Below are 21464 nucleotides of genomic sequence, written 5' to 3'. Positions count from 1 at the left end.
ATCCGGCCTACAGACTTAACGATAAATCGCGTTATGGAACGGACTTAACGCCAGAATAACGGCCTGGTGGTAAACGCTCGAACGGGTGAGCTTGCCCGCGGTAAAGACGCCAATCGCCCCCTCTTTACGACCAATCTCATCAATGCCGGTATAGTGCGACATTACCGGCCCCAGCGCCTCACCCGCGCGGACTTTCTCCAGTATGACCTCCGGCAGCGGCAGCGTGGCAGAACGCGCTTCGCCGCGCTGCTCGCGGCTCTCGATGACAACCCAGCTGAAGGTCGCTCCTTCGTCGATACCAGCTTCAATCGCGACCCAGAAGTCAGCGTCTGGCGCGGCGGCTTTTGCATTCGCCACGCGATTTCGTGCGCCAGCGCGTGTTTCCTCGCTGCCAAACGGCTGTTCCGGCACACCGCTCTCGACGCCGACGGCGTCAATATGGCAGGATCCTTCGCCAAAGATCTCTTCAAATGCCCTTAGAATTGCCTGAATTTTGGCAGGATTGGTGGTAGCAGAGACAACATGGTGCATAATTAAGCTCGATTTAAAAAATTCATCGCAGTATAACGGAAAAAAAGCATGTTACAGGTATACCTTGTTCGCCACGGTGAAACGCAGTGGAACGCCGAGCGACGTATTCAAGGCCAGTCAGACAGTCCTCTCACTGAGAAGGGGGTGCAGCAAGCGTGGCAGGTGGCGGAACGCGCCAGAACGCTGGGCATTACCCACGTGATTACCAGCGACTTAGGTCGCACACAGCAGACGGCGCGCATCATCGCAGACGCCTGCGGCTGTGACGTCATGCTTGAGCCGCGCCTGCGCGAGCTGGATATGGGCGTGCTGGAAAAACGCCATATCGATACGCTGACGGAAACGGAAGAGGGCTGGCGACGCACGCTGGTAAACGGTACCGAAGATGGCCGTATTCCTGAGGGCGAATCCATGCAGGAGCTCAGCGTACGTATGCATGCCGCCCTGGCCGAGTGCCTGAAACTCCCGGCAGGTAGCCGACCGCTGCTGGTGAGCCACGGTATCGCGCTGGGTTGTCTGGTGAGCACCATTCTGGGACTGCCCGCTTACGCCGAACGCCGTTTGCGTCTGCGCAACTGTTCCATTTCCCGTATCGACTATCAGGAAAGTGCCTGGCTGGCATCGGGGTGGGTGGTTGAGATGGCAGGGGACATTTCGCATCTTGATGCCCCTGCACTGGACGAATTGCAGCGTTAACGACGTACCGGAATCAGGAATTCCATACGCAGATTGATAGGGCCTTCTTCCGGTTTAGCATCTTGCGCCGGATAGTAGCGCTCAATGTCCTGACCTTTACGGCGATTCAGATTCAGCATCGGCATGCAGGTCCCGTAAACGGTCAGGATGAACTCCTGAACGCCCGTTCCTAAACCTTCGTATGAGAACATCACATACTCGCCGCCTTCCAGCACGACAGGCTTCGAGCCATGAATGTAACTGTTCGCCATATCAGGCGTCAGCGCCGTGGTATAGAACACCTCCTGCTCGTCATCTTTTTCCTGGCTTGGATGCGTTTCGTTCAAACCATACAGAATCGGCGGGATCGCCGGAGCATGGCTTAAAAATTCGCGCCAGAACTGAACGCGCATCTGATGGCGGAACTCGGAGATCTGCTCAAGGGAACAGGAGTAGCTCTGCGTGGTGCCGACCAGGTGCGTTTCTGGCAGGGTGATGATTTCATATTTTGGCATCGCAAACTCGCCCAGACGCAGCGGCGGACGCATACCAAAGGAGCTCCAGTCCGGCGAGCGGCGATAAAGCGCTGGCGTTAACGAGAACTGCTTTTTAAAGGCGCGGGTGAAAGTTTGCTGTGAATCGAAACGATATTGCAGGGCAATATCAAGGATTGGTCGCGCGGTCAGGCGCAACGCAACAGCAGACTTTGATAAACGACGTGCGCGAATATAGGCACCGATAGCATGACCGGTGACATCCTTGAACATCCTTTGCAGATGCCACTTGGAATAGCCTGCTTTTGCCGCCACATTATCCAGTGACAATGGCTGGTCGAGATGACCTTCCAGCCAGGTGAGCAGGTCGCGAATAATTCCAGCCTGATCCATATACTATCCTCATCCTTAAAACTGCCGCAGGTGCCTGTTTACAGGTTAGCGAATAATAGCATTTTTTGACGTTTTAGCATTCAGTGTTTTTTTTTGCGCATAAATGCTTTTTATGGTGATTTATGTGCGGATATATTCTAATCCTGTGATCTTGCTACATTTTTATCTAACCTGTTGAATAATCGCTCAGCGTAATTTTTTATGAATGGTAACAATATGAAATACAAGGTTTTAGTCTTTGCAGCACTGGCGCTGATGGCAGGGCGCGTGGCGCAGGCGGAGCAAATTGGCTCCGTGGATACCGTGTTTAAAATGTTTGGGCCGGACCACAAAATTGTGGTGGAGGCGTTTGACGATCCGGACGTTAAAAACGTCACCTGCTATGTCAGCCGGGCGAAGACCGGCGGGATTAAAGGCGGCCTGGGGCTGGCTGAAGACACGTCTGACGCGGCCATCTCCTGCCAGCAGGTTGGACCGGTGGAATTGAGTGACAAAATTAAAAACGGCAAAGCGCAGGGCGACGTTGTATTCCAGAAACGGACCTCGCTGGTGTTCAAAAAGCTACAGGTGGTCCGTTTTTATGATGCGAAGCGTAACACCCTGGCTTATCTGGCCTACTCGGACAAAGTCGTGGAAGGCTCACCGAAAAACGCGATTAGCGCGGTGCCGATTATGCCGTGGCATTAATAAAAAAAACGGCGCAAATGCGCCGTTCTTTACTGCGTGACGTGAGGATTACTCCTGGAGGTCACCGCAGAAACGATAGCCTTCACCATGGATCGTGGCGATGATTTCCGGCGTATCAGGCGTAGATTCGAAATGTTTACGAATACGACGGATGGTTACGTCAACGGTACGATCGTGTGGCTTCAACTCACGACCGGTCATTTTCTTCAGCAGTTCTGCACGAGACTGAATCTTGCCCGGGTTCTCGCAGAAGTGCAGCATCGCGCGGAATTCACTGCGCGGCAGTTTGTACTGCTCACCGTTCGGGCTAATCAGCGAACGGCTGTTGATATCAAGTTCCCAGCCGTTGAATTTGTAGCTGTCGACGCTACGACGCTCTTCACTGACCGTACCCAGATTCATGGTGCGGGACAGCAGGTTGCGTGCACGAATGGTTAACTCGCGAGGGTTGAACGGCTTGGTGATGTAGTCATCCGCGCCGATTTCCAGACCAAGAATTTTATCAACCTCGTTGTCACGGCCTGTCAGGAACATCAACGCGACGTTCGCCTGTTCACGCAGTTCGCGCGCCAGAAGAAGCCCGTTTTTGCCCGGCAGGTTGATATCCATAATCACCAGGTTGATATCATTTTCAGAAAGGATCTGATGCATCTCTGCGCCATCGGTCGCTTCAAAGACATCGTAGCCTTCTGCTTCGAAAATGCTCTTTAACGTGTTGCGTGTTACCAACTCGTCTTCAACGATAAGAATGTGCGGGGTCTGCATGTTTGCTACCTAAATTGCCAACTAAATCGAAACAGGAAGTACAAAAGTCCCTGACCTGCCTGATGCATGTCGCAAATTAACATGATCGGCTTAACGTGACTAAAGTACGTAATTGCGTTCTTGATGCACTTTCCATCAACGTCAACAACATCATTAGCTTGGTCGTGGGTACTTTCCCTTTGGACCCGACAGTGTCAAAAACGGCTGTCATCCTAACCATTTTAACAGCAACATAACAGGCTAAGTGACACCGGACACCCAATAAAACTACGCTTCGTTGACATATATCAAGTTCAATTGTAGCACGTTAACAGTTTGATGAAATCATCGTAGCTGAATGCTAGCCTTTGTCACAATTTTTCAATAAACCAACTAGTTGCGGACATTGATTGATAAACGGTACGAATCCAATCAGAAAAGAGTATTCATATGGTCATTATCATTACAAAACATAAGGATAATGGTCTTCTGTTAACATTCTAACTGATTGTTCAGCCACAAAATAGTTTAGCTTTTTTTAATTGTTATGAAACGCTATTTCGGTGATTTGTGTTGCAAAAATGTAAATTCGTGCTGCGTAATATGTTGAACTGAATCACATTTTTACCTGCTAACTGATTAAAAAGAGAGCGTAAATGCATCTGTCGATTGTGCTGGTGGCACCAGCAAGAGCTGAAAATATTGGCGCTGCGGCGCGTGCCATGAAGACTATGGGTTTTACCGATTTGCGTATTGTGGACAGCACGGCGCATCTGGAGCCTGCTGCGCGCTGGGTGGCGCACGGTTCGGGTGATATTCTCGATAATATAACCACTTACGCTACGCTCGCCGACGCACTCCACGATATTTCGTTTACCGTCGCGACGACCGCGCGCAGCCGGGCGAAGTTTCACTATTACGCCACGCCTGCTGAACTGGTGCCGATGCTGGAAGAGAAAAGCCAGTGGCTGGAGAAAGCCGCGCTGGTGTTTGGGCGAGAAGATTCCGGGCTGACTAACGAAGAGCTGGCGCTGGCTGACGTGCTGACGGGCGCGCCGATGGTGGCGGATTATCCGTCACTCAATCTGGGGCAGGCGGTGATGGTCTATTGCTATCAATTAGCATCCTTAATACAAATTTCTCAGCCACCGGTGACAGTTTCGGATGAAAACCAGCTGGCGGCACTGCGTGTTCGTGCAGATAAGCTTCTTGCGCAGTTGGGCGTCGCTGACGATCAAAAAATGGTGGAGTGGTTACAGCAGCGCCTGGGGCGTCTTGAACAGCGCGACACGGCAATGCTGCACCGATTGCTTCATGATATTGAAAAAAAATTAGCGGAGTAAAATAGTGCCATAGGTTTTTATTATGGCCGATCCTGCTGATGTCTGGGGTTGCAACTGGGGTATTCCGATGAAAATAAATCTGCGCGCAGCGGGACGTGAGAATGTCCCGAATTGTGATCGAATTAAAAATTCATTGACTTAAGGGGCTCGATCCTTTAACCCTAAAAGAATAGAGCACAGACAGATAATAATGACAGAGTACACAACATCCATGAAACGCATCAGCATCACCACCATTACTACAACCATCATCATTACCACAGGTAACGATGCGGGCTGACGCGTACAGGAAAAACAGAAAAAAGCCCGCACCTGAACAGTGCGGGCTTTTTTTTCGGCTAAAGGAAATGAGGTAGAACCATGCGAGTGTTGAAGTTCGGCGGTACGTCAGTGGCAAATGCAGAACGTTTTCTGCGTGTTGCCGATATCCTGGAAAGCAACGCCAGGCAGGGGCAGGTTGCCACCGTGCTCTCTGCCCCGGCCAAAATCACGAACCACCTGGTGGCGATGATTGAAAAAACCATCGGTGGTCAGGATGCACTGCCGAATATCAGCGACGCCGAGCGTATCTTCGCCGATCTGCTTCAGGGGCTGGCCGACGCCCAGCCTGGTTTCCCGCTGGCGCAGCTGAAAAGCACCGTTGAACTTGAATTTGCCCAGATTAAACACGTTCTTCACGGTATCAGCCTGCTTGGCCAGTGCCCGGACAGCATCAACGCGGCGCTGATTTGCCGGGGTGAAAAACTCTCTATCGCCATCATGGCAGGCGTGCTGGAAGCGCGCGGTCACCACGTGACGGTCATCGATCCGGTTGAAAAACTGCTGGCTGTGGGCCACTACCTTGAATCCACCGTCGACATTGCCGAGTCGACACGCCGTATTGCGGCGAGCAAAATCCCGTCTGACCATATGATCCTGATGGCAGGCTTTACCGCCGGTAACGAGAAGGGCGAACTGGTGGTGCTGGGGCGTAACGGCTCTGACTACTCCGCTGCGGTGCTGGCGGCCTGTTTACGCGCAGACTGTTGTGAGATCTGGACTGATGTCGACGGCGTTTATACCTGCGATCCGCGCCAGGTGCCGGATGCCAGGCTGCTGAAGTCGATGTCGTACCAGGAAGCGATGGAGCTTTCCTACTTCGGCGCTAAAGTTCTTCACCCGCGTACCATCTCCCCGATTGCCCAGTTCCAGATCCCTTGCCTGATTAAGAATACCGGTAATCCGCAGGCGCCGGGTACGCTGATTGGCGCCAGCGCGGATGAAGATGACCTGCCGGTGAAAGGCATTTCTAACCTCAATAACATGGCGATGTTCAGCGTCTCCGGCCCGGGGATGAAGGGCATGGTCGGCATGGCGGCACGCGTCTTTGCCGCTATGTCCCGCAACGGGATCTCCGTGGTGCTGATCACGCAGTCTTCTTCCGAATACAGCATCAGCTTCTGCGTTCCGCAGGGCGATTGCCTGCGCGCCCGTCGCGCGCTGGAAGAAGAGTTCTATCTGGAGCTGAAAGAAGAGCTGCTGGAGCCGCTTTCCATTCAGGAGCGTCTGGCGATTATCTCGGTGGTCGGCGACGGTATGCGCACCCTGCGCGGTATCTCCGCCAAATTCTTTGCCGCGCTGGCGCGGGCCAATATCAATATCGTGGCGATTGCCCAGGGCTCATCCGAGCGTTCCATTTCCGTTGTCGTGGATAACGATGACGCCACTACCGGCGTGCGCGTGGTGCATCAGATGCTGTTCAACACCGACCAGGTGATTGAGCTGTTCCTGGTGGGCGTCGGCGGCGTCGGCGGCGCGCTGCTGGAGCAGGTAAAGCGTCAGCAGGAGTGGCTTAAGAAGAAACATATCGATCTGCGCGTCTGCGGCATTGCGAACTCGAAAGCGTTGCTGACTAACGTCCACGGTCTGAACCTGGAAAACTGGCAGGCGGAGCTGGAAGAGGCGAAAGAGCCGTTTAACCTGGGCCGCCTGATCCGTCTGGTGAAAGAATATCACCTGCTTAACCCGGTGATCGTTGACTGTACCTCCAGCCAGGCGGTGGCCGATCAGTACGCGGATTTCCTGCGCGAAGGTTTCCACGTGGTGACGCCGAACAAAAAGGCCAACACCTCGTCGATGGATTACTATCACCAGCTGCGTCTGGCGGCGAGTAAGTCGCGCCGCAAGTTTCTGTATGACACCAACGTGGGCGCGGGCCTGCCGGTCATCGAGAACCTGCAAAACCTGCTGAACGCGGGCGACGAACTACAGCGTTTCTCCGGCATCCTCTCCGGCTCCCTGTCGTTTATCTTCGGCAAGCTGGACGAAGGGATGAGCCTGTCGGAAGCCACCCGCGCCGCGCGCGAGCTGGGTTACACCGAGCCGGATCCGCGCGACGACCTCTCCGGTATGGACGTGGCGCGTAAGCTGCTGATCCTGGTGCGCGAGACCGGCCGCGAGCTGGAGCTTTCGGATATCGTGATTGAGCCGGTGCTGCCAGCAGAATTTGATGACAGCGGTGACGTCAGCGCCTTTATGGCGAATTTACCTCAGCTTGACGATGCCTTTGCCGCACGCGTTGCGAAAGCCCGTGATGAAGGTAAGGTATTGCGCTATGTTGGCAACATTGAAGAAGACGGCGTCTGCCGGGTGAAGATTGCCGAAGTGGATGGCAACGATCCGCTGTACAAGGTGAAAAACGGCGAGAACGCTCTGGCGTTCTACAGCCATTATTATCAGCCACTGCCGCTGGTGCTTCGCGGCTATGGCGCAGGGAATGATGTGACGGCGGCAGGCGTGTTTGCCGATCTGCTGCGTACCCTGTCATGGAAGTTAGGAGTTTAAGATGGTTAAAGTATATGCCCCGGCTTCCAGCGCCAATATGAGCGTCGGATTTGACGTGCTGGGCGCGGCGGTAACGCCGGTGGACGGTTCGCTGCTGGGCGATACGGTTACGGTTGAGGCGGCAGAGCGCTTCAGCCTGAATAACATCGGCCGTTTCGCCAGTAAGCTGCCGTCTGAACCGCGCGAGAATATCGTTTATCAGTGCTGGGAACGCTTCTGTCAGGAGATTGGCAAAAACGTGCCGGTCGCCATGACGCTGGAAAAGAGCATGCCGATTGGTTCGGGGCTGGGCTCGAGCGCCTGCTCGGTGGTCGCCGCGCTGGTGGCGATGAATGAGCACTGCGGCAAGCCGCTGAACAACAGCCGTCTGCTGGCGCTGATGGGCGAGCTGGAAGGGCGCATCTCCGGCAGCATTCATTATGATAACGTGGCGCCGTGCTTCCTTGGCGGCATGCAGCTGATGATTGAAGAAAATGGCATCATCAGCCAGCAGGTGCCAGGGTTTGATGAGTGGCTGTGGGTGCTGGCCTATCCGGGCATTAAAGTGTCTACTGCCGAAGCGCGTGCGATCCTGCCGGCGCAGTATCGTCGTCAGGACTGTATTGCCCACGGGCGTCATCTGGCGGGCTTTATTCATGCCTGCTACACCCGACAGCCGCAGCTGGCGGCGAAACTGATGAAAGACGTTATTGCCGAGCCGTATCGCACGAAGCTGCTGCCGGGCTTTAACGAAGCGCGACAGGCATCCATGGATATCGGCGCACAGGCGTGCGGCATCTCCGGCTCCGGCCCGACGCTGTTCGCCTTATGCGACAAGCCAGACACCGCGCAGCGCGTGGCGGACTGGCTCTCTAAACACTACCTGCAAAATCAGGAAGGCTTTGTTCATATTTGCCGTCTGGACACGGCTGGCGCACGAGTACTGGGATAACGAATGAAACTCTACAACCTTAAAGATCATAACGAGCAGGTCAGCTTTGCGCAGGCGGTAACGCAGGGGCTGGGCAAAAATCAGGGGCTGTTCTTCCCCCACGACCTGCCGGAATTTCAGCTGACCGAAATCGATGAACTGCTGAAGCAGGACTTTGTCACCCGCAGCACCAAAATTCTGTCTGCGTTTATCGGCGACGAAATCCCACAGGAGCTGCTGGAAGAGCGCGTGCGTGCGGCGTTTGCTTTCCCGGCGCCGGTGAAGCAGGTGGAGCCTGACGTTGGCTGTCTGGAGCTGTTCCACGGCCCGACGCTGGCGTTCAAAGATTTCGGCGGTCGTTTTATGGCGCAGATGCTGACCCACATCAGCGGCGACAAACCGGTGACCATTCTGACCGCGACTTCAGGCGATACCGGTGCGGCGGTGGCCCATGCGTTCTACGGCCTGAAAAACGTCCGCGTGGTGATCCTCTATCCGAAAGGCAAAATCAGCCCGCTTCAGGAAAAACTGTTCTGCACCCTTGGGGGCAACATTGAAACCGTGGCGATCGACGGCGATTTCGATGCCTGTCAGGCGCTGGTGAAGCAAGCCTTCGATGACGAAGAGCTGAAGGCGGCGCTGGGGCTGAACTCTGCCAACTCCATCAACATCAGCCGTCTGCTGGCGCAGATCTGCTACTACTTCGAAGCGGTGGCGCAGTTGCCGCAGGACGCGCGCAATCAGCTGGTGGTTTCCGTGCCAAGCGGGAACTTCGGCGACCTGACGGCAGGCCTGCTGGCGAAATCACTCGGCCTGCCGGTGAAGCGCTTTATCGCCGCCACCAACGCCAACGACACCGTGCCGCGTTTCCTGAAGGACGGAAAATGGGCGCCGAACGCGACTCAGGCCACGCTCTCCAATGCGATGGATGTGTCACAGCCTAACAACTGGCCGCGTGTGGAAGAGCTGTTCCGCCGTAAGGTCTGGCGTCTGGGCGATCTGGGTTACGCAGCGGTGACGGACGAAACCACGAAAGCCACCATGCGCGAGCTGAAAGCGGTGGGCTATACCTCTGAGCCGCACGCGGCGATTGCCTATCGTGCCCTGCGCGATCAGCTTCAACCGGGTGAGTATGGCCTGTTCCTCGGCACCGCCCATCCGGCCAAGTTCAAAGAGAGCGTGGAAGCGATCCTGGGGGAAACGCTGCCGCTGCCAAAAGAGCTGGCCGAGCGTGCCGACCTGCCGCTGCTGTCTCATGAGCTGCCCGCAGACTTTGCCGCGCTGCGTAAGCTGATGATGACCCGAGCGTAAGTTTGTTGCCCGGTGGCGGCTACGCCTTACCGGGCCTACAACGGCTCAGAACGTAGGCCGGGTAAGCGCAGCGCCACCCGGCTTTTTTATGGAGAAATTAAGGAGAAAAACAGCAGGAAAAAAGCAGAAATTCCCAATAAATGCGGTCACTTAGCGTTTAGGATTGCAGAGAATAACATCCCCCGTTCCCATCACGTACTCTCCTTACATCGGCCCACGTTGGGCAAGAAGAATAAGGAGTCACCTATGTCTACCCTGAAACCTGCACTTATCGCGCTTTCACTGATGCTGGTCGCTCCCATGGCGGTGCAGGCAGCTGAGATCACCCTCGTGCCCGCGGTAAAACTGCAAATTGGCGATCGGGATAATAACGGGCACTACTGGGATGGCGGCCGCTGGCGCGACCATGACTGGTGGAAAGCACACTATGACTGGCGCGATAACCACTGGCGTCTGCACGATGAACATCGCGATCGTGACGATCACCACCGTCATGACGAGCGCCGCCCGGGCCCGGACCGGAAGCACCATTAACATAAACCCCGCCAGCTGGCGGGGTTGTCTTTTATTGCTCGTGACGCTTAAACACCAGCTCGTTTTTTCCTGACGATGCCTCGTCGAAGAAATACCCTTCACTGTTAAAGCCGGTGAGCTGCTCTGGCTTCGTCAGGCGGTTTTGAATGATGAAGCGGCTCATCAGACCGCGCGCTTTTTTGGCGTAGAAGCTGATTACTTTAAATTTGCCGTTTTTCTCGTCGAGGAATACCGGCTTGATAATGTCCGCATCCAGCTTTTTCGGTTTCACCGATTTGAAGTACTCATCGGAGGCCAGGTTGATCACCACGTTGTCCCCCTGGGCTTGCAGCGCCGCGTTAAGCTTGTCGGTAATGACATCGCCCCAGAACTGGTACAGATCTTTACCTTTAGCGTTTTCCAGGCGGATACCCATCTCCAGACGATACGGCTGCATCAGATCCAGCGGGCGCAGCACCCCGTACAGGCCGGATAACATGCGCAGATGCTGCTGGGCAAAATCGAAATCGGCTTCGCTAAACGTTTCTGCTTGCAGGCCAGTGTAGACGTCACCTTTGAAGGCCAACAGCGCCTGGCGGGCGTTGGCGGGCGTGAAGTCAGGCTGCCACTCATGAAAACGGGTGGCGTTCAGGTCGGCAAGTTTATCGCTGATGCTCATCAGCGAAGCGATTTGCGGAGCCGAAAGCTTACGCGCTTCGTGGATCAACTGTTGCGAGTAGTCCAGCAATTCCGGCTGGGTATAACGCTCAGTGGCGAGCGGGCTCTGGTAGTCGAGCGTTTTGGCAGGTGAAATCAGAATCAGCATATCCAGTCCTTGCAGGAAATTTAGAGCGACTTTAACAAAAAATCGCCCTGAATTGATCGATAGCTGTTATTGCCGCGGCAAATCATCCCAGGTGCCAGGGGCAATTTGTGACTCGATTTCGGGATAGCGTGAGGCGTCAAAGACGGGCTGTACGCCGAGCTTGCGCTGACGCAGATAATCGCGCGCGATCAGCGCCACAACCGGTGAAAGCAGCAAAATGGCCGTCAGGTTCGTGATGGCCATCAGCGCCATGATGACGTCCGCTATTTGCCAGACCAACGGCATACTGAGCAGGGAGCCGACGAAAACCATTCCCAGCACACCCGCGCGAAGGACGTTGCGGGTCAGACGCGAATTGACTTTCAGGAAGATAAGGTTGTTTTCGGCATAGATATAGTTCACCGCAATGGAACTAAAGGCAAAAAGTCCCACGACAAGTGCGACAAGGCCCGCGCCCCAGCCGCCGACGAGGGAGACCAGCGCCTGTTGTACCCAATGAATGCCTGCCGTACTACCGGACGGTTGCTCAGCGGCACCGGCCAGCAGCATGATCATCGCGCTGGCGGAGCAGATAACAATGGTGTCTGTGAAGACGCCAATCATCTGTACAATGCCCTGCGCGGCGGGATGCGGGGGCCAGGATGCGGCCGCTGCGGCGGCATTCGGCGTGGAGCCCATTCCCGCTTCGTTGGAGAACATACCCCGCTGAAAACCCGCAGTGAGAGCCTGGCTAAGGGTGTAACCCAACGCGCCTGAAGCCGCTTCGCGCCAGCCGAACGCGCTTTGGAAAATGGTGACGATGACGTTCGGCACCTCGTCAATATGTATCGCGCATACCATCACGCTGGTGGACACCCACAGCAGCGCCATCAGCGGAACCAGCCATTGCATCAGGCGGGCAACCCCTTTGAGCCCGGTCACAATGGTCAGCAGGGTGAGAAGGGCAAGCGCGCCGCCCGTCAGCCACTCCGGACAATTAAAGGCAAAGCGCAGCGCGTGGGCGACGGAATTTGCCTGAACGGTATTGAAAATAAGGCCATAGGCAATCAGCAAAAAGATCGAGAACAGAACGCCCATCCAGCGCATTCCCAACCCGCGAGCCATATACCAGGCGGGACCGCCGCGAAACTGACCTTTGCCGTCTTTTTCTTTGTAGAGTTGCGCAAGCGAGCATTCAGCAAAGGAGGTGGCCATACCGATAATCGCCGTCACCCACATCCAGAATACCGCGCCCGGACCGCCCGCGCCGATCGCCAGCGCGACACCGGCCAGGTTACCGCTGCCGACGCGCGCGGCAAGGCTAGTACAGAGCGCCTGAAACGAGGTCAGGCCGCCCGGCTGTGGGGTGACGCTGTTTTTCAGACTTCTGCCAAATTTGCGGATATAGCGAAACTGAATCAGACCGCTGCGCCACGTAAACCAGATACCTGCTCCTGAAAGCAGGTATATCATGATCGAACCCCAGAGGACTTCGTTGATAAAGAAAAAGAAATCAGGCACTAACGTCCCTCTTGTTGATGCCAAAGTGAATATGTAAGCGCTACCACTGATTGTGCATGCTGTTACTTAGCAGCCTGTTAATATTCTGAGTTTATCATACTCTGCCTAAGCGCACTGTCTGCGGTTGCGCTGCCTCTCACTCGTGTTATCATCAGGGCAGACCGGTTACATCCCCCTAACAAGTAAACCTGTCATTTTTCCGCTGCTGGCAAGCTGTCGGTAGTGTGAATTATCCAGGGCACGTTAAAAGAGAAACACTATCATGACGGATAAATTGACCTCCCTTCGTCAGTTCACCACTGTCGTCGCTGACACCGGAGATATCGCGGCAATGAAGCTGTACCAGCCGCAGGATGCCACAACCAACCCTTCTCTGATCCTTAACGCCGCGCAGATCCCTGAGTATCGCAAACTGATCGACGAGGCGGTGACCTGGGCAAAAGCACAGAGCAATGACCGCGCGCAGCAGGTTGTGGATGCCACTGACAAACTGGCAGTGAACATCGGTCTGGAAATCCTGAAGCTCGTTCCTGGCCGTATCTCTACCGAAGTTGATGCTCGCCTGTCCTACGACACCGAAGCCTCTATCGCCAAAGCAAAACGCCTGATCAAACTGTACAACGATGCGGGCATCAGCAACGACCGTATCCTGATTAAACTGGCCTCTACCTGGCAGGGCATCCGCGCTGCTGAGCAGCTGGAAAAAGAAGGCATCAACTGTAACCTGACTCTGCTGTTCTCCTTCGCACAGGCGCGTGCATGTGCCGAAGCTGGCGTATACCTGATTTCTCCGTTCGTGGGCCGTATTCTGGACTGGTACAAAGCCAACACCGACAAGAAAGAGTACGCGGCGTCTGAAGATCCAGGCGTGATTTCTGTGACTGAAATCTACGAATACTACAAACAGCACGGCTATGAGACCGTTGTTATGGGCGCAAGCTTCCGTAACGTCGGCGAAATCATCGAGCTGGCTGGCTGTGACCGCCTGACCATCGCCCCTGCGCTGCTGAAAGAGCTGGCAGAAAGCGAAGGTGCTATCGAGCGTAAACTGTCTTACACTGGCGAAGTGAAAGCGCGTCCTGAGCGCATCACCGAGTCCGAGTTCCTGTGGCAGCACAATCAGGATCCAATGGCCGTAGATAAACTGGCGGACGGTATCCGTAAGTTTGCTATCGACCAGGAAAAACTGGAAAAAATGATCGGCGACCTGCTGTAATCATTCTGCGTGACCGGGTTCCCGGTCACGCGTCTTTCCCCCGCCTCTGTCTGAATTTTCTCTCTGCGTGTATCATTCCCTTTAATCAGTACTTTTTGAATGGAATGGATATGAATACCTTACGCATCGGCTTAGTGTCGATTTCTGACCGCGCCTCCAGCGGTGTTTATCAGGATAAAGGCATCCCTGCTCTGGAAGCGTGGCTGGGCAGCGCGCTCACTACCCCGTTTGAGATCCAGACTCGCCTGATCCCGGACGAGCAGCCGATCATCGAGCAAACCCTGTGTGAGCTGGTGGATGAAATGAGCTGCCACCTTGTGCTGACGACGGGCGGCACCGGCCCCGCGCGCCGCGATGTAACGCCGGACGCGACGCTGGCTATCGCCGATCGTGAAATGCCGGGCTTCGGTGAACAGATGCGCCAGATCAGTCTACACTTTGTCCCGACGGCCATTCTTTCCCGTCAGGTCGGGGTGATCCGCAAACAGGCGCTGATCCTGAACCTGCCGGGGCAGCCGAAGTCGATAAAAGAGACGCTGGAAGGGGTAAAAGCCGAGGACGGAAGCGTTATCGTCCACGGTATCTTTGCAAGTGTACCGTATTGTATACAACTGCTTGACGGTCCGTACGTGGAAACTGACGGCAACGTGGTAGCAGCATTTCGCCCTAAAAGCGCTCGCCGCGAAACAATCTCCTGAAAATGATTAAAATGTGACATAAGCGCCAGCCGCAGTAGCGTGTAAATGGATTTACGATATAGTAATTTTTTCTTTACGATTGCTGTAAAAAATAATCCACAACACATGCACAATGGTTCGCTATGTCACATAATACCCGACCTCTGAATCGACAGGACTACAAAACCCTCACGCTCGCTGCCCTGGGCGGCGCGCTGGAGTTTTACGATTTCATCATCTTTGTCTTCTTCGCCGCCGTTGTGGGGGCGCTGTTTTTCCCGGCGGATATACCGGAATGGCTGCGTCAGGTGCAAACCTTCGGCATTTTCGCTGCCGGGTATCTGGCGCGTCCGCTGGGCGGCATTGTCATGGCGCACTTTGGCGATCTGGTTGGGCGCAAGAAGATGTTTACCCTCAGCATCCTGCTTATGGCCGTGCCGACGCTGGCGATTGGCCTTTTGCCTACCTATGAGTCGATGGGCATTATCGCCCCGTTATTGCTGCTGCTGATGCGTATTCTCCAGGGCGCGGCCATCGGCGGGGAAGTGCCTGGCGCGTGGGTGTTTGTCGCTGAGCACGTCCCGGTGCGCCGCATCGGCATTGCGTGCGGAACGCTGACCGCGGGGCTGACGATCGGGATCCTGCTTGGCTCCGTAGTTGCAACCATCATCAATACCAGCATGACACAACAGGCCGTTCACGACTGGGGCTGGCGTATACCGTTCCTGCTGGGCGGGGCGTTTGGGCTGGTGGCAATGTACCTGCGACGCTGGTTGCAGGAGACGCCAATATTTCTGGAAATGCAGCAGCGGAAGGCGCTGGCGCAAGAACTGCCGGTGAAAACCGTAGTAGTGCGGCATAAAAAAGCGGTAGTCGTGTCGATGCTTCTGACCTGGCTGCTGTCTGCGGGTATCGTGGTGGTCATTTTGATGTCGCCGGTCTGGCTGCAAAAACAGTACGGTTTTGCGCCTGCCGTGACGTTACAGGCGAACAGTATCGCGACAATTATGCTCTGCTTTGGCTGTCTGGCCGCCGGGCTGGCGGCGGATCGTTTCGGCGCCAGCGTGACCTTTATTGTCGGCAGCCTGCTGCTGGCCGCGTCGAGCTGGGCATTCTATCATCTTGCGGGCACCCATCCTGAACAGCTGTTCCTGCTGTACGGTGTCGTCGGGCTGTGTGTGGGCGTCGTTGGCGCCGTACCGTACGTGATGGTCCGCGCCTTTCCGCCGGAGGTACGCTTCACCGGAATCTCTTTCTCTTATAACGTCTCGTATGCCATTTTCGGCGGGCTGACCCCGATTGTGGTGACGGTGTTGATGGGGCTGTCGCCCCTTGCACCTGCGTGGTACGTGCTGGCGTTATCGCTGATGGGGCTGGTATTGGGGATGTGGCTTCGCCAGTCAGAGGGACGTCGTGCCCGCGACGCGGGCACGACAGAGGGATCAGTGTTTTTCACCAATCGGTAGAATGGTGCGGTCGAACTGCTCGTTCAGCACTTCACCCATGGCCAGGTAGATTGCGCTTGCGCCGCAAACCAGACCGACCCAGCCGGCAACGTGAACGATGCCTTCGTTATCCGCCAGGTGACCGATGGCCAGCAGGGCGAACAGGACGGTCAGGCTCAGGAAGACGAATTGCAGCGCGCGGTTCGCCTTGAGGGTGCCAAAGAACATGAACAGGGTGAACACGCCCCACAGTCCCAGGTACACGCCCAGGAAATGGGCGTTTGCCGCCTCCGCCAGGCCCATTTTAGGCATCAGCAGAATCGCGACCAGAGTCAGCCAGAAAGAACCGTAAGAGGTAAAGGCGGTTAAGCCGAAGGTGTTGCCTTTCTTATATTCCAGCAGGCCCGCAAAGATCTGTGCGATACCGCCGTAAAAAATGCCCATCGCCAGGATAATGCCGTCCATCGGGAACATCCCGATATTGTGCAGGTTCAGCAGAATGGTGGTCATGCCAAAACCCATCAGGCCCAGCGGAGCCGGATTAGCCAACTTAGTGTTGCCCATAAGTCCTCAAAAAATCATCATTAATATGGTGAAATGGTTAAACCCGCGCCAGTTCTCCCTGACGGGGCGCGGCATCATAATGGGCGGCATCGACGCCGTCTATGATCTCATCGGGGTGAAATTAAAAAATTTTTTATCCTTCCCCCTTGATGGATGCCGTTGTGACCCCATCTTGTAAGCAACCGCAGTGTGTGGACCTGAAAAAAATCAAATCTGGGCAGTTGAAAAAGCACGTTCTGCCCTTATTACAGGTACACAACCACATGTTGACTGAATTTTTAGTGGAGACGTTTAGATGGGTAAAATTATTGGTATCGACCTGGGTACTACCAACTCTTGTGTAGCGATTATGGATGGCACTACTGCACGTGTGCTGGAGAACGCCGAGGGCGATCGCACCACGCCTTCTATCATTGCTTATACCCAGGATGGTGAAACTCTGGTTGGTCAGCCGGCTAAACGTCAGGCAGTGACAAACCCGCAAAACACCCTGTTTGCGATCAAACGCCTGATTGGCCGCCGCTTCCAGGACGAAGAAGTTCAGCGTGACGTTTCCATCATGCCTTACAAAATCATCGCAGCCGATAACGGCGATGCATGGCTTGATGTGAAAGGCACCAAAACTGCACCTCCGCAGATCTCTGCTGAAGTGCTGAAGAAAATGAAGAAAACTGCGGAAGATTACCTGGGTGAACCGGTAACTGAAGCTGTTATCACCGTACCTGCTTACTTCAACGATGCTCAGCGTCAGGCAACCAAAGATGCTGGCCGTATCGCAGGCCTGGAAGTAAAACGTATCATCAACGAACCAACCGCAGCAGCACTGGCTTACGGTCTGGATAAAGAAGTTGGCAACCGTACTATCGCGGTTTACGACCTGGGTGGTGGTACCTTCGATATTTCTATTATCGAAATCGACGATGTTGACGGCGAAAAAACCTTCGAAGTTCTGGCAACCAACGGTGATACCCACCTGGGTGGTGAAGACTTCGATACCCGTCTGATCAACTACCTCGTTGACGAGTTCAAGAAAGATCAGGGCATTGACCTGCGTAACGACCCGCTGGCTATGCAGCGCCTGAAAGAAGCCGCTGAGAAAGCGAAGATCGAGCTGTCTTCCGCTCAGCAGACCGACGTGAACCTGCCGTACATCACCGCAGACGCGACCGGTCCAAAACACATGAATATCAAAGTGACCCGTGCGAAACTGGAAAGCCTGGTAGAAGACCTCGTGAACCGTTCTATCGAGCCACTGAAAGTTGCATTGCAGGACGCTGGCCTGTCCGTGTCTGACATTCAGGACGTTATCCTGGTAGGTGGTCAGACTCGTATGCCAATGGTTCAGAAGAAAGTGGCTGAATTCTTTGGTAAAGAGCCACGTAAAGACGTGAACCCGGACGAAGCGGTTGCTATCGGTGCTGCGGTTCAGGGTGGTGTACTGACCGGTGAAGTGAAAGACGTACTGCTGCTGGACGTTACCCCGCTGTCTCTGGGTATCGAAACCATGGGTGGCGTGATGACTCCGCTCATCAACAAAAACACCACTATCCCGACGAAACACAGCCAGGTGTTCTCTACCGCTGAAGACAACCAGTCTGCGGTAACCATCCATGTGATTCAGGGTGAGCGTAAGCGCGCGGCGGATAACAAATCTCTGGGTCAGTTCAACCTGGACGGTATTAACCCGGCACCACGCGGCATGCCACAGATCGAAGTCACCTTCGACATCGATGCTGACGGTATCCTGCACGTGTCTGCGAAAGACAAAAACAGCGGTAAAGAGCAGAAGATTACCATCAAGGCATCTTCTGGCCTGAACGAAGCGGAAATCGAAAAAATGGTTCGTGATGCCGAAGCTAACGCGGAATCCGACCGTAAGTTTGAAGAGCTGGTTCAGACCCGTAACCAGGGTGACCATCTGCTGCACAGCACCCGTAAGCAGGTTGAAGAAGCGGGCGATAAACTGCCAGCGGAAGACAAAACTGCAATCGAAACTGCACTGAGCGCGCTGGAAACGTCTCTGAAAGGCGAAGACAAAGCGGACATCGAAGCGAAGATGCAGGAGCTGGCACAGGTTTCTCAGAAGCTGATGGAAATCGCTCAGCAGCAGCACGCACAGCAGCAGGCGGGCGCTGATGCTTCGGCGAACAACGCGAAAGACGACGATGTTGTCGACGCTGAGTTCGAAGAAGTGAAAGACAAAAAATAATCGCCCTGATGCAGGGTAAGTAATCGGCACGGGCGTAGGAGAATTCTCCACGCCCGTGCTCGCATGTTAAGGGGCTTAAAAAAACCAATGGCAAAGCAAGACTATTACGAGATTTTAGGCGTTCCGAAAACTGCGGAAGAGCGTGAAATCAAAAAGGCGTATAAGCGCCTGGCCATGAAATTCCACCCTGACCGTAATCAGGGTGACAAAGAGGCTGAAGCCAAATTTAAAGAGATTAAAGAAGCCTACGAAGTCCTGACCGATGCACAAAAACGTGCGGCCTATGATCAGTACGGACACGCGGCCTTTGAACAGGGCGGCATGGGCGGCGGTGGATTTGGCGGCGGCGGCTTCGGCGGCGGCGCTGATTTCAGCGATATCTTTGGTGATGTATTTGGCGATATCTTCGGTGGCGGGCGTGGCCGTCAGCGCGCGGCGCGCGGCGCAGACCTGCGCTACAACATGGACCTGACGCTGGAAGAAGCGGTTCGCGGCGTCACCAAAGAGATCCGTATTCCGACGCTGGAAGAGTGTGACGTTTGCCACGGCAGCGGTGCGAAAGCGGGGACTCAGCCACAGACCTGCCCAACCTGTCACGGTTCCGGTCAGGTGCAGATGCGCCAGGGCTTCTTCGCGGTGCAGCAGGCCTGTCCGCACTGTCATGGTCGCGGTACGCTGATTAAAGATCCGTGCACCAAATGTCATGGTCACGGTCGCGTGGAGAAAACCAAAACGCTGTCCGTTAAGATCCCGGCAGGCGTCGATACGGGCGACCGCATCCGTCTGGCAGGTGAGGGTGAAGCCGGCGAGCACGGCGCACCGGCAGGCGATCTGTACGTTCAGGTTCAGGTGAAGCAGCACGCCATCTTCGAGCGTGAAGGTAACAACCTGTACTGTGAAGTGCCGATCAACTTTGCGATGGCGGCGCTGGGCGGCGAAATCGAAGTGCCGACGCTGGACGGTCGCGTTAACCTGAAAATCCCTGGCGAAACCCAGACCGGGAAACTGTTCCGCATGCGCGGCAAAGGCGTTAAATCCGTTCGCGGTGGCGCGCAGGGTGACCTGTTATGCCGCGTGGTCGTGGAAACGCCGGTCGGCCTGAACGATAAGCAGAAACAGCTGCTGAAAGAGCTTCAGGAAAGCTTTGGTGGCCCGACAGGTGAGAAAAACAGCCCGCGCTCCAAAAGCTTCTTCGATGGCGTCAAAAAATTCTTCGACGATTTAACCCGCTAACCCGCCAGCTGGTTACTATCATTTAAAGCCCGGAAGCGATTCCGGGCTTTTTGCTTTATAGCGTTATACCTCGGTTAAACTGAATCTATAACCAATATTAATCTGTTTTTACCGATCTGTTTGCGCTGATATTATGGTTTTACCGAGGTATTGTTGTAAAAGAGAGTTTAAACGTGAAATTACTACACCGTTTCTTTAGCAGTGAGGCATCCGGCGGCGTCATCCTGATTATTGCTGCTGCGGCTGCCATGCTGCTCGCCAATATGGGCATGACACGCGATCTCTATCACGCATTTCTGGAAACGCCCGTCGAGCTGAAGGTCGGGGCGCTGGAAATTAATAAGAACATGCTGCTGTGGATCAACGATGCGCTGATGGCGGTGTTCTTCCTGCTGGTGGGCCTGGAGGTTAAACGTGAGCTGGTGAGCGGTTCGCTTGCCAGCCGTCAGCGTGCGGCGTTTCCGGTGATCGCGGCGATTGGCGGGATGATCGTTCCGGCGTTGCTCTTTCTCGCATTTGCGTGGCAGGATCCGGTTGCTCGTGACGGCTGGGCGATCCCGGCCGCAACGGATATCGCGTTTGCGCTCGGGGTCTTAGCCTTGCTCGGTAGCCGCGTCCCGGTAGCACTGAAAATTTTCCTGATGGCGCTGGCGATTATCGATGATCTGGGCGCTATCGTGATTATCGCGCTGTTCTACACCAGCGATCTGTCCGTTCTGTCTCTGAGCGTGGCGGCCGTGGCTATTGCGGTGCTGGCGTTGCTGAACGTCTTCAACGTCCGACGCACGGGGATTTATATTCTGGTGGGGATGGTGCTGTGGACGGCGGTGCTGAAGTCTGGCGTGCATGCCACGCTGGCGGGCGTCATCGTTGGCTTCTTTATTCCGCTGAAGGAACAGGACGGCAAATCGCCTGCCAGACAGCTGGAGCATGTGCTTCATCCGTGGGTGGGTTTTATGATCCTGCCGCTGTTTGCGTTTGCCAACGCGGGTGTTTCCCTGGCCGGGGTTACCCTGGACGGACTCACCTCTGTGCTGCCGCTGGGTATCATCGCCGGTCTGTTTATTGGTAAGCCGCTGGGCATCAGCCTGTTCTGCTGGCTGGCGCTGAAGCTGAAGCTGGCGTCATTGCCAAACGGAACCACCTTTAGCCAGATTATGGCCGTTGGCGTGCTGTGCGGTATTGGATTCACCATGTCGATCTTTATCTCGACGCTGGCGTTTGGCGCAAGCGCGCCTGAGCTTATCGTCTGGGCGAAACTCGGCATTCTTATCGGGTCGTTCCTGGCCGCGGTTATGGGTTACACCTTGTTGAAGGTGAAGTTGTCCGGACAGGCTGTCCAGGCATAACAGGAAACCGGGAGAAGGGAA

Annotated in this window: 21 protein-coding genes and 1 other annotated feature; of the genes, 15 read left to right on the top strand and 6 right to left on the bottom strand. The window is 55.0% G+C overall.

The features are described from left to right. Positions 1-15 precede the first annotated feature (15 nt). A complete protein-coding gene (gene yjjX / locus CU081_RS00220; RefSeq protein WP_022646994.1) occupies positions 16-531 on the bottom strand; it encodes an inosine/xanthosine triphosphatase in 516 nt (171 codons plus the stop codon). 48 nt (positions 532-579) lie between these two features. Between yjjX and gpmB the strand changes: the two genes are divergently transcribed. After that, positions 580-1227 (top strand): 2,3-diphosphoglycerate-dependent phosphoglycerate mutase GpmB, encoded by a 648-nt coding sequence (gene gpmB, locus CU081_RS00215; RefSeq protein ID WP_008502057.1) that lies wholly within the window; start codon positions 580-582, stop codon positions 1225-1227. Here the strand turns inward: gpmB and robA are convergent. Beyond that, positions 1224-2093 carry an MDR efflux pump AcrAB transcriptional activator RobA gene (robA, locus tag CU081_RS00210; RefSeq protein WP_022650378.1) on the bottom strand — a complete coding sequence of 290 codons (870 nt, stop codon included), beginning with the start codon at positions 2091-2093 and terminating at the stop codon, positions 1224-1226. The genes gpmB and robA overlap by 4 nt on opposite strands. 216 nt (positions 2094-2309) lie before the next feature. Between robA and creA the strand changes: the two genes are divergently transcribed. Continuing rightward, positions 2310-2780 carry a protein CreA gene (gene creA / locus CU081_RS00205; protein WP_003856503.1) on the top strand — a complete coding sequence of 157 codons (471 nt, stop codon included), beginning with the start codon at positions 2310-2312 and terminating at the stop codon, positions 2778-2780. Positions 2781-2828: 48 nt separating this feature from the next. Here the strand turns inward: creA and arcA are convergent, their stop codons facing one another. After that, positions 2829-3545, bottom strand: coding sequence for a two-component system response regulator ArcA (gene arcA, locus CU081_RS00200; protein ID WP_003856501.1), 717 nt, complete (start codon positions 3543-3545; stop codon positions 2829-2831). A 95-nt stretch (positions 3546-3640) separates the two neighbouring features. On the opposite strand from arcA, the gene yjjY reads away from it, so the two are divergent. The 7 genes from yjjY (at position 3641) to CU081_RS00165 (ending at position 10445) form a co-directional block, all read left to right on the top strand. Then, positions 3641-3781 (top strand): protein YjjY, encoded by a 141-nt coding sequence (gene yjjY / locus CU081_RS00195; RefSeq protein WP_001541509.1) that lies wholly within the window; start codon positions 3641-3643, stop codon positions 3779-3781. 399 nt (positions 3782-4180) lie between these two features. Continuing rightward, entirely contained in the window at positions 4181-4867 is a 687-nt protein-coding gene (locus tag CU081_RS00190) for a tRNA/rRNA methyltransferase (RefSeq protein WP_022650379.1), read from the top strand. Positions 4868-5078: 211 nt separating this feature from the next. Next, positions 5079-5147, top strand: coding sequence for a thr operon leader peptide (gene thrL / locus CU081_RS00185; protein WP_015572623.1), 69 nt, complete (start codon positions 5079-5081; stop codon positions 5145-5147). Continuing rightward, positions 5086-5203 (top strand) — a sequence feature (Thr leader region). Its footprint overlaps the gene before it by 62 nt. Before the next feature lie 24 nt (positions 5204-5227). Beyond that, positions 5228-7690, top strand: a complete 2463-nt coding sequence (gene thrA, locus CU081_RS00180; RefSeq protein ID WP_003856494.1) for a bifunctional aspartate kinase/homoserine dehydrogenase I — start codon at positions 5228-5230, stop codon at positions 7688-7690. A 1-nt stretch (position 7691) separates the two neighbouring features. Next, positions 7692-8621, top strand: a complete 930-nt coding sequence (gene thrB, locus CU081_RS00175; RefSeq protein WP_022650380.1) for a homoserine kinase — start codon at positions 7692-7694, stop codon at positions 8619-8621. A 3-nt stretch (positions 8622-8624) separates the two neighbouring features. Continuing rightward, a complete protein-coding gene (gene thrC, locus CU081_RS00170; protein WP_003856490.1) occupies positions 8625-9911 on the top strand; it encodes a threonine synthase in 1287 nt (428 codons plus the stop codon). 246 nt (positions 9912-10157) lie between these two features. Next, the gene (locus CU081_RS00165; RefSeq protein ID WP_058647448.1) at positions 10158-10445 is read left to right on the top strand and encodes a DUF2502 domain-containing protein; all 288 of its coding nucleotides are present in this window, start codon (positions 10158-10160) and stop codon (positions 10443-10445) included. A 31-nt stretch (positions 10446-10476) separates the two neighbouring features. Here the strand turns inward: CU081_RS00165 and yaaA are convergent, their stop codons facing one another. Both yaaA and CU081_RS00155 read right to left on the bottom strand, forming a co-directional pair. Next, positions 10477-11250, bottom strand: coding sequence for a peroxide stress protein YaaA (gene yaaA, locus CU081_RS00160; RefSeq protein ID WP_022650381.1), 774 nt, complete (start codon positions 11248-11250; stop codon positions 10477-10479). Between the two features lie 66 nt (positions 11251-11316). Next, positions 11317-12750, bottom strand: a complete 1434-nt coding sequence (locus CU081_RS00155; protein WP_022650382.1) for an alanine/glycine:cation symporter family protein — start codon at positions 12748-12750, stop codon at positions 11317-11319. A gap of 262 nt (positions 12751-13012) precedes the next feature. On the opposite strand from CU081_RS00155, the gene tal reads away from it, so the two are divergent. The 3 genes from tal (at position 13013) to CU081_RS00140 (ending at position 16109) form a co-directional block, all read left to right on the top strand. Next, the gene (tal, locus tag CU081_RS00150; protein WP_003856481.1) at positions 13013-13966 is read left to right on the top strand and encodes a transaldolase; all 954 of its coding nucleotides are present in this window, start codon (positions 13013-13015) and stop codon (positions 13964-13966) included. 110 nt (positions 13967-14076) lie between these two features. Continuing rightward, positions 14077-14664 (top strand): molybdopterin adenylyltransferase, encoded by a 588-nt coding sequence (gene mog, locus CU081_RS00145; protein ID WP_003856479.1) that lies wholly within the window; start codon positions 14077-14079, stop codon positions 14662-14664. A 122-nt stretch (positions 14665-14786) separates the two neighbouring features. Next, on the top strand, positions 14787-16109 hold the full coding sequence (locus CU081_RS00140; RefSeq protein ID WP_003856476.1) for an MFS transporter: 1323 nt from the start codon (positions 14787-14789) through the stop codon (positions 16107-16109). Here the strand turns inward: CU081_RS00140 and satP are convergent. Further along, positions 16086-16652, bottom strand: a complete 567-nt coding sequence (gene satP, locus CU081_RS00135) for an acetate uptake transporter (RefSeq protein ID WP_003856474.1) — start codon at positions 16650-16652, stop codon at positions 16086-16088. The genes CU081_RS00140 and satP overlap by 24 nt on opposite strands. A 295-nt stretch (positions 16653-16947) precedes the next feature. Between satP and dnaK the strand changes: the two genes are divergently transcribed. The 3 genes from dnaK (at position 16948) to nhaA (ending at position 21443) form a co-directional block, all read left to right on the top strand. Continuing rightward, positions 16948-18861, top strand: coding sequence for a molecular chaperone DnaK (dnaK, locus tag CU081_RS00125; RefSeq protein ID WP_003856470.1), 1914 nt, complete (start codon positions 16948-16950; stop codon positions 18859-18861). An 87-nt stretch (positions 18862-18948) separates the two neighbouring features. Next, on the top strand, positions 18949-20094 hold the full coding sequence (gene dnaJ, locus CU081_RS00120) for a molecular chaperone DnaJ (protein WP_008502040.1): 1146 nt from the start codon (positions 18949-18951) through the stop codon (positions 20092-20094). Between the two features lie 173 nt (positions 20095-20267). Continuing rightward, the gene (gene nhaA, locus CU081_RS00115) at positions 20268-21443 is read left to right on the top strand and encodes a Na+/H+ antiporter NhaA (protein ID WP_022650383.1); all 1176 of its coding nucleotides are present in this window, start codon (positions 20268-20270) and stop codon (positions 21441-21443) included. Positions 21444-21464: the final 21 nt, after the last annotated feature.

The sequence above is a fragment of the Enterobacter sp. CRENT-193 genome (assembly GCF_002787395.1).
GTDB classification, from domain to species: domain Bacteria; phylum Pseudomonadota; class Gammaproteobacteria; order Enterobacterales; family Enterobacteriaceae; genus Enterobacter; species Enterobacter hormaechei_C.
Note: the sequence above shows the minus strand (reverse complement) of the source record. Positions and strands in the feature narration are given on the sequence as shown.